This is a genomic window from Akkermansiaceae bacterium (assembly GCA_017798145.1).
Taxonomy (GTDB): domain Bacteria; phylum Verrucomicrobiota; class Verrucomicrobiia; order Verrucomicrobiales; family Akkermansiaceae; genus Luteolibacter.
Genome location: CP059069.1, coordinates 1,585,633 through 1,597,233 on the forward strand (window position 1 = coordinate 1,585,633; position 11,601 = coordinate 1,597,233).

Annotated in this window: 9 protein-coding genes; 6 read left to right on the plus strand and 3 right to left on the minus strand. The window is 61.6% G+C overall.

The window, feature by feature from the left end; all coding sequences use genetic code 11:
• The first annotated feature begins 15 nt into the window (after positions 1-15).
• On the plus strand, positions 16-1,383 hold the full coding sequence (locus HZ994_06745) for a DUF1501 domain-containing protein (GenBank protein QTN32039.1): 1,368 nt from the start codon (positions 16-18) through the stop codon (positions 1,381-1,383).
• Between the two features lie 57 nt (positions 1,384-1,440).
• Here HZ994_06745 and HZ994_06750 read toward each other — a convergent pair whose 3' ends face one another.
• Positions 1,441-1,842 (minus strand): type II toxin-antitoxin system VapC family toxin, encoded by a 402-nt coding sequence (locus HZ994_06750; protein QTN32040.1) that lies wholly within the window; start codon positions 1,840-1,842, stop codon positions 1,441-1,443.
• On the minus strand, positions 1,839-2,054 hold the full coding sequence (locus HZ994_06755) for a hypothetical protein (protein ID QTN32041.1): 216 nt from the start codon (positions 2,052-2,054) through the stop codon (positions 1,839-1,841). The genes HZ994_06750 and HZ994_06755 overlap by 4 nt, the downstream gene beginning before the upstream one ends.
• 107 nt (positions 2,055-2,161) lie before the next feature.
• Between HZ994_06755 and HZ994_06760 the strand changes: the two genes are divergently transcribed.
• The 5 genes from HZ994_06760 (at position 2,162) to HZ994_06780 (ending at position 10,187) form a co-directional block, all read left to right on the plus strand.
• A complete protein-coding gene (locus HZ994_06760; GenBank protein ID QTN32042.1) occupies positions 2,162-3,211 on the plus strand; it encodes a 6-bladed beta-propeller in 1,050 nt (349 codons plus the stop codon).
• Between the two features lie 17 nt (positions 3,212-3,228).
• Positions 3,229-3,486, plus strand: coding sequence for an FAD-dependent oxidoreductase (locus HZ994_06765; protein ID QTN32043.1), 258 nt, complete (start codon positions 3,229-3,231; stop codon positions 3,484-3,486).
• A gap of 55 nt (positions 3,487-3,541) precedes the next feature.
• The gene (locus tag HZ994_06770) at positions 3,542-6,220 is read left to right on the plus strand and encodes a PQQ-binding-like beta-propeller repeat protein (GenBank protein ID QTN32044.1); all 2,679 of its coding nucleotides are present in this window, start codon (positions 3,542-3,544) and stop codon (positions 6,218-6,220) included.
• A gap of 79 nt (positions 6,221-6,299) precedes the next feature.
• On the plus strand, positions 6,300-8,012 hold the full coding sequence (locus tag HZ994_06775; protein ID QTN32045.1) for an FAD-dependent oxidoreductase: 1,713 nt from the start codon (positions 6,300-6,302) through the stop codon (positions 8,010-8,012).
• A 285-nt stretch (positions 8,013-8,297) separates the two neighbouring features.
• Positions 8,298-10,187: a hypothetical protein gene (locus HZ994_06780; GenBank protein ID QTN32046.1), complete on the plus strand. Its 1,890-nt coding sequence runs from the start codon at positions 8,298-8,300 to the stop codon at positions 10,185-10,187.
• 263 nt (positions 10,188-10,450) lie between these two features.
• Here the strand turns inward: HZ994_06780 and HZ994_06785 are convergent, their stop codons facing one another.
• Positions 10,451-11,524 carry a substrate-binding domain-containing protein gene (locus HZ994_06785; protein QTN32047.1) on the minus strand — a complete coding sequence of 358 codons (1,074 nt, stop codon included), beginning with the start codon at positions 11,522-11,524 and terminating at the stop codon, positions 10,451-10,453.
• Positions 11,525-11,601 lie beyond the last annotated feature (77 nt).

The following is an 11,601-nucleotide window of genomic DNA, read 5'->3' on the forward strand; positions in this document are numbered from 1 at the left end:
GTCTTCCCATCCGCCATGATCACCCGCCGCCATTTCCTCAACCGCATGTCCACCGGACTCGCAGGCACCGCCCTCGGCCAGCTCCTTGCGAACGAGTCGCCAATTCCCCCACTGCCGCAATACACGCCGAAAGCGAAGCGTGTCATCTTCCTCTACATGGCCGGCGGCCCCAGCCAGTTCGACACCTTCGACGACAAGCCCGAGCTGCGCACGCGGAACGGCCAGCCGCTGCCCGCGGAACTCACCAAGGGCGTGAAACTCGCCTTTCTCCAGAACGAGGCTCTCAAATGCTACGGCAGCAAAGTGAACTTCACCCGTTGCGGGACATCCGGGCAGAACATTTCCGATCTCCTCCCGAACATCCAGAAAATCGCGGACGACATCTGCATCGTCCGCACCCAGCAGACCGATCAGGTGAACCACGATCCGGCGCACATGTTCATGAACACCGGCACCGCCATCACCGGCCGCCCGAGCATGGGTTCATGGATCTCGTATGGCCTCGGAAGCATCGCGGACAACCTGCCGAATTTCGTCGTCATGCGCTCGGGGCCGGAGGATCAGCCGGTGCCGCAGGTCGCATGGAACAGCGGCTTCCTGCCCGGGAAACATTCCGGAGTGGAATTTTACTCATCGGGCGATCCGCTCAACTACCTGCGCTCACCCGCAGGCATCAACTCCACCCTCCAGAGGGAAACCATCGACGGCATTTCCTCGCTCAACTCGATCTACGGCGAGCGTGCCGCCGACCCGGAGATCCGCACCCGCATCGCCCAATACGAACTCGCCTTCAAGATGCAGACCAGCGTCCCTGAGGTCGCGGATTTTTCCGGCGAGAGCGCGGAGACGCGCGAGCTTTACGGCACCGGCGACAAGCCGGACGGCAGCTTCGCCTCGAACTGCCTCATGGCGCGGCGCATGGCCGAGCGCGGCGTGCGTTTCATCCAGCTCTACCACACCGGCTGGGATCACCACAGCAGCATCGAAAAGAAGATCAGGCAACAGACCAAGGAAGTCGATCGTGGCTCCGCCGCCCTCGTCATGGATCTCAAGCGGCGGGGGCTATTGGAAGACACGCTGGTCATCTGGGGCGGGGAGTTCGGGCGCACGCCGATGAGCCAGGGCGGAAGCGGACGCGACCACCACACCAAGAGCGGCGCGATGTTCCTCGCCGGTGGCGGCATCCAGGGCGGCACCACCTATGGCGAAACGGATGCCTTCGGCTTCGCGGCCATTCAGGATCCCTTCCACGTCCACGATTTCCACGCCACCATGCTCCACCTGCTCGGCATCGATCACCTCAAGCTCACCTACAAGTACGCCGGCCGCAATTTCCGCCTCACCGATGTCTTCGGAAACGTGGTGAAAAAAGTCCTCGCCTGAAACGCCATGCACCGCCGCCCTAACCATCGCTTTGCGATTCGGAATTCCTATGCCTCTTCAGGCGTTGGTTGGGAAAAGCCGGACGTGTGGATAATCCAAAATCTTGCGATCAACGGTAACGAGGGGTGCATCCAGGATGCGGGATGTCGCGACAATGATTTGGTCAGCGGGGTCGCGGTGGAATGTGCCCGGAAGCTGCGTGGACTCCACGCAAATGCTCGGGGAAAGCTCGATGAGCCTTATGCCGGGATAGGAAAGTGCCTGCTGGATCCAATCGGAAACAGGACACGGCAGAGTAAGTCGACCGCTCTCGACCAACTTGGCGACCTCCCAGCATGAAATCGAGCTCACACCGATTTCCTCCTGCTCGGCCTCATCAAGCAACGTGCGAGTCGATGCGGCCAGCGCAGGATCGCCATGAACCCACCAAACCCAGATATGGGTATCCAGGACAATCACCCCGCAGCCTCCCAGTCAGTGTCCGCCACGGGTTCCGTAGGGGCGAGAAAAGTGACCGGTTTGCCGCGCAGCGGATAACGGGAGCCGTTGGATGGAGCGGTAGCGAAGGGAAGGACAATCACCTCGACGGACTCGCCGCGACGGAAAGGAATGCCGCGCAACGTAATCACGCCATCCTCGGACAATGTGGTTTCGGCACGATGAGCTTGCATGAGGATAACCTAAAGTGTCACCGATCCCAGGGCAAGCATGCAAAATGCCGGGATGCCGTAAAGAGTCGTCAATTGAACGGCCGGAAAGATAACCATGAAGTGATCCCATGATGCACCGCCGCCGCTTCCTCGCCACCGCCGCGCTCGCCGCTGCGCCGAACATCCTGACCGCCGCGAAAACCGCGGAGTCGCCCGTCATCGTCGGCCACGGCAGCCACCGCTACCGCGTGGAGAAAAACTGGTCGAAGGCGGATCATGCGAAAGTCCCCTTGGAGAACTGCCATGAAATGATCCAGGCCTCCGACGGGCGACTGTTCCTCGTGACCGACCATCCGAAGAACAACGTCCTCATCTACAACACCGATGGCGCCTTGCTCGACCATTGGACCTTGGACTCAAAGACCGCCCACGGCCTCACCCTTCAGCGCGAGGGCGGTGTCGATTTCCTCCACATCACGATGACCGAAGGCAGGGTCGTGAAAACCACCTTGGACGGCGAGGTTCTGCTGGAGCTCGATCCGCCCCACAAGACCGGCGCATACACGGCGGATCTGCCCTATCACCCCACCGAGACTGCCATCGGCCCGAATGGCGATATCTACGTGATCGACGGCTACGGCTCGCAGTTCATCCTCCGCCACTCGGCCGGGGGAAAGTTTCTCGGGAAATTCGGAGGCAGGAGCTCGATGCCGGAAAAGCCCGGGAAATTCATGCAGGCGCACGGCATCGCGCTCGACACCCGCGGCCCGGAACCGCTGCTCGTCTGCACCGCCCGCATCCGCAACGAACTCGCCTGGTTCTCCCTCGATGGGAAACACCAGCGCACGGAATACTATCCTGGCGCCTATCTCAGCCGCCCCGTCATCCACGGCGAAAACCTCTACTCCGCCGTGTGCTTCGGCTTCCGTGAAAACGATTACCGCATGTGGACGGGACGCGGGTTCATCCTCATCCTCGATAAGGACAACAAAGCCATCTCCTGCCCCGGCGGCGCAACTCCGCTTTATGAAAACGGAACACTCAAGGCTCTCATGAAAGAAGGCGACCTCGTCAACAACGGCCATGATGTCTGCATCGATCACAACAAAGACCTCTACCTCTGCCAGTGGAACTCCGGCAGGATCCCTCCCTACAAACTCCACCTCCTGCCAAGCTGACATTGACTTTCCCTACCATGAAAAAATCCGACATTTCCCCAAACCGTTTGCAAGCCCGCCCCAAGTTCTGGCCATTTGCCATACTCGGCCTGTGCATGGCGGCGCTATCCTCCCACGTTGCCTTCGGTTCGATCCGAATGGAGCCGGTGTTCATGATCCTCGGCCAGAGCGCCGGAACCGCCGCGGTTCTCGCGATCGACAAAGGCGTGGCCGTCCAGCAGGTGGGCTACGGGGAGCTGAAAAGCATGCTATTGGAGGGCGGGCAGAGACTGTAGCTTACCCGAGACCCATCACTGAATTTATATTTCTAACATCTGCCAATTTGAACGGATGCTTACCCAACGCCTTTTCCTCCTCCCTCTCTTACTCGGAACGTTCGCATTGCGAGCCGCAGCCGCCCCGGTGACCGCCCACGATGCGGATATAGACCGAGTGAGGGCAGAGATCAGGACCGCGCCCACGTCGGCCGAAACCTACCGCGAGCGCTCGCTCCTGATGTTCCTCTGGCTGGCCTCACTGCAGCAACAGGGCGCGGACACGCATCCGTTTTTCGACATCGATAAAAAATACTACGAACTGGAGAACGCGGTGCTCAACCGGCAGGGCGCGGCGCGTGAAGAGGCACTGCGCGAGATGAGCCGGATCATCGACGCGGGCTTCGCCAAGCTGGAGGAAATCCAGGCCAAGCTGAACCGGAACGGCACGATCTACCAACCCTTTACCGCCGACCCCGCGACGGCCCCAACCGGCGGCGACATGGAGGCGGATTGGCCGATGTTCCAGGGCAACAAGCACAACACCGGCCACACCAACGCGCCCGGCCCGAAGACGGGGGAGCTGGCTTGGAAATTTCCGGTGGGTCTCGGTTGGTATGCGCGGCCGACTGTCGAGGGCGACCGGGTCTATGTCGCTTCCCCCGGCATGCACACCACGAGTCTCTGCCTCGACATGGAGACCGGAAATGAGATCTGGAAGTCCACCCAGATGCATCCGCTTTTCGGCATCTACAAATACCCGGCGATCATGTCCACGCCGGTGATCGCGGGCGACAGGATCATCCTGCGCGAGGTCAACAGCCACGGCGGCAACGAAGGCCAGGCGCGCAACCTCGTTTACCTCGACAAGAACACCGGCAAGACCCTTTCGCGGAAATTCGCCGGGCACATCGACTACCGCACGCAGCTGGCACCGGTGGCCAGCAACGGGAAATACACGGTCTATCCCTTCGGCGTCCACGACATCTACGGCTACCCCGCCGTTTGCCAGAATTTCAACCGCCTGATCTGCGCGGACGCGGACAACGAACGCAGGCTATGGGACTTCAACGTCGGCGATATCGATGCCCTCGCCGAGCCGGTGATGACCGAGGATCGCGTGCTGCAAGGCACCAGCGAAGGCTACCTGTATTCGCTGAAACTGGCCGGCACCAACAGGCATGACCTGGTCGCCTGGAAATTCCACGCGGAGGGTGCGGTAAATACGGCGGTCACAGTAGCAGGCGGAAACGTCTTTTTCGGATCGAACGGCGGCGTGCTCTACGCGCTCAAGGAATCCGACGGATCGCTCGTCTGGGAAACACGCGTGGAGGCACCCGAAAAAGGCGCGCGCAAGCAATTCACTGTCCCGCTTTTCCTCGACGGGAAAATCTACGTCGGCGGAGCGAACAAGCATCTCTATTGCCTCGACGCCAAATCCGGAGAGATCGAATGGAAGACCAAGTTGTCCGATTGGATCCGCTCGAAACCGGCGATGACTTCCACGGGACTGCTGGTCGCCAGCGTCGATGGAAAGATCGCATGCCTGAACAAGACGGATGGAAAGATCCAGTGGAGCAAAACCATCTCCACCCATCAGGTCTACTCCGACCTCGTGAGCGCCGGGGACTCCGTGCTGGTCAGCGACAGCGACCTGTGGCTGCGCCGGATCGGTGCCTCGGGCGAAGTCCTCTGGAAACGCAGCCTGCTGAACGCTTACGAAAACGAAAAGGGCGAGCGCATCTTCACCGATGTGCTTTCCGGCGGCACCTACTACCAATCCAAGCCGACCGCCGCGGACGGCATCGTCTATTTCGGAAACGCGGCCGGATTCCTTTTCGCTGTCGATGCGGACACGGGTGAGGAGATCTGGAAGTTCGAAATGGGCGGTGCCATCTCGGTGGGTCCCGCCATCGGTGAGGGCAAGGTTTTCGCCGGACAGCAGGGCGGCGAGCGGTTCTTCTACTGCGTCGATGCGAAAACGGGAGAACTCGTCTGGAAGCAGACGCTTCCCGGTGGCTGGGTCTGGGGATCGGCGGCCTACGACGACGGCATGGTCTATGTCCCCACCGTCAACGGATACGCCGTCTGCCTCGATGCGAAAACCGGCCACATCGTCTGGATGTACCCGACCGCCAAGTCCATCCCAGCGGAACCCGCCATCGACGGCGACCTGGTCTTCTTCGGATCATGGAGCGGTTCGCTCTATGCGTTCGAGAAGAAGACCGGCGAGATCGTCTGGAAGGTCAACGGCATCGAACTGGATTCCGGGACCCTGATCGCCTACGAGGGGAAAATCTACGTGCCGCACCACGCGAACGTGTTCATGAGCTTCGACGCGAAGACCGGAGCCATCCTGAGCGAAGGGAACAAGAACCCGCAGCATGCCGGGAATTTCTCCAACTTCAACGCGACGCCCGCCTTCTTCGAGAACCGCGCCTACTACACCGCGCGCGTCGGCCAAGGCCTCCGCGGAGTCCCCACCGCCTCACGGATCTATTGCGTGGACACCGAAAACGCCGAGGTGCTCTGGACCTTCCCCGACGGCGGCGGCCTCTCCGCACCCGCCATCGCCAACGGCCGCGTTTACATCGGCTCCGGGAACACCCCTTTCTTCTACTGCCTCGACGCCCTCACCGGAAAACCACTCTGGATCCACAAGTTCAACCAGCGCGTCGAGGAATCCACCCTCTGCATCTATCGCGACAAGGTCTTCGTCCTCGCCGGGGATGGTTATGTCCACGCGATCAAATGAATCAGGCCTCAAAACCCCATGAATCACTAACATGAATATCCCTCGTCCCTTCCCAAACTTCACGAAAACTCTCAATCCAATGCCGTCCCCAGCCGCAAGATATATCGGCATACTGCTCCTGGCCTGCGGGCTTTTTCTGTCCGCCGCAACCGTCTGCCGCGCCCAGACCAGCGCCGATGTCATCGTCTATGGCTCGACTCCCGGCGGCTACTGCGCGGCGATCGGCGCGGCGCGCGAGGGCGCCTCGGTGATCCTGCTCGAACCCACCACCCACGTCGGCGGAATGAACACCGGCGGCCTCTGCTTCAGCGACTCCGACCAGATGTATCGCGAGCAGCTGATGGGGCTTTTCCACGAGTGGCACCTGCGCATCCAGAAGGACTACGAGAGCCGTGGCGTCACCCTGCCCTATGATGTGAACGTGAAAAACCAGGCCACCTGGTCCTACGAGGCCCTTGTCGCGCAGCGAGTGACCGATGCCATGCTCGCCGAGGCCGGGGTGAAGGTGCTCACCGGGCGCTACCTGAAATCGGTCACCAGGAACGGCCCGTGCATCACCGGCATCGTCACCGGCAACGGCACCTTCACCGGGCGGGTTTTCATCGACGGCAGCTACGAGGGCGACCTGATGGCCGCCGCAGGCGTGAGTTGGCGCATCGACCGCGAGAGCCGCGCCGAATTCGGGGAATCCTACGCCGGACGCCAGTATCCCAAGGCGCGCATGGACATCAACGGTTTCGACGACGAGGGCAAGCCCTTGCCGCTGATCACCGCCGTCGGGAAAGGCCCCGACGAGATCGGCGACGATGAACTGATGGTTTACAGCTACCGCATTCCCATGACCAAGGACGCGGCCAACAAGGTCGCCATGCCCGCACCGAAGAATTACGATCCCGCCCGTTTCGAGTTGATCCGCCGCTTCGTGAAACGCCATGGCGAGGGAAAGGTGAGCTTCAGCTACCTGCCGGTGCCCAACAACAAGATCGACGCCAACAACGCGATCGGCTCGCAGTTTTCCATCGGGCTGATCGGCGGGGCGAAGGACTGGGCCGAGGCGGACGAGGCCGGGCGTGCGGCGATCCTCGAGGCGCACAAGCAATACACGCTGGAGATGATTCATTTCATGAAAACGGATCCGGTCTTCAGCCAGAAACGGCGCGACGACATCGCCGGTTGGGGACTCTGCGCGGACGAGTTCGCGGACTACGGCCACTTCCCGCCCCAGCTCTACGTGCGCGCGAGCCGCCGCATGAAGGGCCTGCATGTGATGACCCAGGCGGACATCCTCGACAACCCCACGAAGCCGGATCCGATCATGGTCGCCTCTTTCCCGCTCGACTCGCACGACTGCCGCCGGGTGGCGATCAAGGGCGGCGGCGTGATCAACGAGGGCACCATTTTCCCGGTGCGCCAGATGCCGGAGCGGATCGGCTACCCGCATCATGTGCCTTATCGCGCCATCCTCCCGCAGCCCGCCGAATGCGACAACCTGCTGGTTCCCGTGGCGCTGTCCTGCACCCACGTGGCGATGTCCTCGCTGCGCATCGAGGCGACCTGGATGCTCATCGGCCAGAGCGCGGGCATCGCGGCGGCGCTGGCGGCCGACCAGGACGTGGCGGTGCAGGATCTGCCTTATGCGAAGCTCAAGCCCCGCCTTGAGGCGCAGGGACAGGTGCTGACACTGCCCAAGGGCTTCAAGCCGTTCAAGTCGGCGAAAGGCGCCGAACCCGACAAAAGCGGCGTGAAGAAAACCCCGCCCGTTCCCACCGGCAAGCCGCCCAAGGTGGATTGATGCCGAAAAAACGGCACCGACATGTTTCGCATCTTTGACAAATCGACCCAGAAAGGCGGCATCAACATCCGCACTCGGGTGGAATCAATCCCAATTGGAAATCCCGCAGCAATTGTCGCCCGGGCAGGCGCACTTTCCATCATCATGACCTCTAAATCTCAATTGCTCAATTTCCTCACAACCCCTCCGGGATCCCATCTGTCTGCGGCCCGCGTATCCAGCCCAGCGCTACCAACCGGGAGATACCGCGCGGGATCAACTCTCCGTATTCTCATTCCCCTATTGATGCTCGGCGCGTCCGGGTGGGCATCGGCGGGAGAACCCATTTCCGGCGAGACAAGCCAGTCGCTCGACGGCGTCTGGCGCTTCACCACCGATGTCTCGAATCCTCCGGAGTCGTGGGTTGATATGGCCGTCCCGGGAAACTGGGACTCCATGCCTCAGTTTTCGACCTACGTCGGTGTCGGTTGGTATCGGCGGATCTTCACGCCGGATCCGGCCTTGCAGGGGAAATCGGTGCGGCTTCATTTCGGCGCGGTCTATCACGAGGCGGAGGTTTTTCTGAACGGCGCAAGCATCGGCACCCACGTCGGCGGCTACACCCCGTTCGAGTTCGATGTGACGGACAAGCTGGTTTTCGGAAAGCCCAATGAGATCACCGTCAGCGCGGACAACACCTACAAGCGCGGTGCCTGGTGGCCGTGGGGCGGCATCAGCCGCAGTGTGAAACTGACCGGCAACAACCCGGTCCGCCTTGTCTTCCAGCACATTCACGGCGACCCGGATCTCGCGGCCGGCACGGCGGTTGTTTCCGTCAAATACCGCCTCCAGAACACCGCGGCCACCCCGGCGGATGTCACCGTCACTTCCCGGCTCGCCTCCTGGGACAAGGAACTCGTGAACGCCACCCACACGCTGAAGGCCGGGGAAACCAAGGACGTCTCCGCAAAGTTCAACCTGCCCAAGGAGCAGGTGCGGCTCTGGCACTTCGACCACCCGGAATTCTATCATCTCGAAACCACCCTGACGGTATCCGGAAATGTGCAGCACGCGGTCAGCGACCGCTTCGGCATCCGCAAGATCGAGATCAGTGCCACCGAATTCCGCCTCAACGGCGAGCCGGTTCGGCTCGTCGGCTTCAACCGCGTCGCCGACGATGCGGGCAAATACGGCAACACCGAACCCGACGCGCTGGTGAATGGCGATGTCGATCTCATGAAGCGGGCCGGCGCGAACATGCAGCGCATCAACTGCGTGCCGCAGGCGACGAATCTCCTCAACCGGATGGACGAAAAAGGGATGATGATCGTCGTCGGCATCCCGGTCTGGGGCGACGATCCGCAGACCACCGTGGTGGACAACCCGCTGACCAAGCAATGGCTCCGGGAAATGATTGAGCGCGACTACAATCACCCCTGCATCATCGGCTGGGAGGTATCTAACGAATCCTATCAGTATCTCGGCTACCACGAGAACATGATGGACTACGTCCGCAAGGAACTCGACCCGCACCGTCTTGTCACCTTCACCTCCTGGAACAGCTACCGCACCGACATCGCGGGAACGGAGAAACAACCGGTCGAGCAGGCCGACCTGCCCATGATCAACATGTATCGAACCTTCCCGGAAAAGTTCGCCACCCAGGCCGCCCGCTGGCCTAACAAGCCCTTCTTCCTTTCCGAGTGCGGCATCCGGCAACTTGTGGGAGGCGCCAACGCGGATTTCGATCCGGCCTTCATTCCCGGATGGGAATCCTTCGCGCGGGGTCAGTTCCCCAATCTTCTTGGCGCCAGCCTGTGGTGTTTCAATGACTACCGCAGCAACTTCCGCAACACCCCGCCCACCGGCTTCCGCTCGTGGGGCGTGGTAGATCAGCACCGGAAGATCAAACCGGCCTATTACACCATCCGGAAAATGCACAGTCCGGTGGAAATTCTCAAGGTCGATGGCGTCACCGCCACGGTGAAGACGCGCCCGCTCGGCCACCTTCCCAGCTACACGCTCAAGGGCTACAAGCTGGTGTGGGAGAAGGGCTCACAAAAGGGGGAAATCCCCCTGCCCACCCTCAAGCCGGGGGATCCCGCCTGGACCGTTGATCTTCCTGTGCCGGGCGTCACCCTCAAATTGGTGACCCCGCTGGGATACGACATCGACGATACCATCGATCGTTCCTAAATGCTTTGCTTGGATTTCGACATGATACCTGCCCGCGTCACCGAAGCTCTGTCCCGGCTGTATGCAGGGCCGAACCCGCCTCACACGCCATGATCGAAAGCATCAACCATCGCGTCGACCATCGGATGAAACCGGTATCGGCGGCGGCCGCCGGTTTTTCCGTCACCTGGGCGCGGAGATTTCCATCCACCGGGCATACGATCACAAATGGCGGGTAGCCGGCCACGCGCGCAGCAGTCCAAGTAAACACGAATGGCGCCGAATCACCTCGGCACCGGCCCGATGGTGCCCCCGTTCACGAATTCCGAGTGACTCACGACACTGCGGCGGTCGTCCTTGCCGCGGGCGATGTTGTCGGCCCAGCGGCACGCTCGCCGGATCCACGGTTCGCTGTCCCACCGGATATGGGCGACGCTCGGCACCCGCCACTCGAAGGTGGGATCCGGGTCATCGCAGACCAGCGAGACGTCATGCGGCACCCGGATTCCCCGCGCGCCAAGGAACTGCTGCACCACGCTGAACAAGGTCGTTTCCTGGACCACCAGGGCGGTAGGCGGATTCACGCGGAACAATCCCTCCAGGCACTTCTGGAAACCCTCCCGGGTATTCTCCCAGCGGGGAAAATGGTAATCGCCCACCTCGATGCCCGCCTCGCCCAGCGTTCGCAGAAAAACCCGCTCGTGATCCACAGGCACAGGCTCCCGCCGAGACAGGCGTGCGAGAAGGACGATCCTCTTGTGGCCTTGCGCCACCAAGGTGCGCACCACCTCGGCATAGGCATCAAGTTTCTGCGGCCCTCCGCCGGCGATCGGCAGGTTCTTCATGGATCCGAAAAGCCCGAACACCGGGCGAGGGCCGGCTGCGAACCACTCGATCACCTTGCGGGGAGCCGCCACCACCAGCCAGACATCCGCGTGGGTTCTCTCCACGAAGGCCGCCACCCTCCCGACATCCATACCCAGATCGGTGAGGTTTTTCCGCGCGAAAAACGGCGCATGTCCGCCGGCCGTAAGCCGGTGATGGATTTCCGCGATGTATTCCGCCTGACGGTCGAACGCATCGCCCAGCAGCATGCCGATGCGCAGCGAACGCTTGGCAATCCCATGTGCCGCCAGAATGCGGCGCGGCTTGCGCTCCCCTTGGTTCCCGAGCACCCCCTCCCGCACCAGCAGGGCAAGTGCCGCCTGCACCGTCTTGGGATTCACGCCCAGTTCCTTCGCCAGCGCGGTCTCCCCGGGCATCTCCTCCCGCCAAACGCCGCTCTCCAGCCCGGCCCGCAAGTGCTCCGCCACCTGCTCGGCGGCGGATCTCAGATGAAATGGTTGCATGTAGTTCATTGCACCCCAAAGTAATGCAGCGGTCGAGGATGTTTTTCTTCCAGATAGCCTCGTTGCTGCCTGAATACGAGGAACTC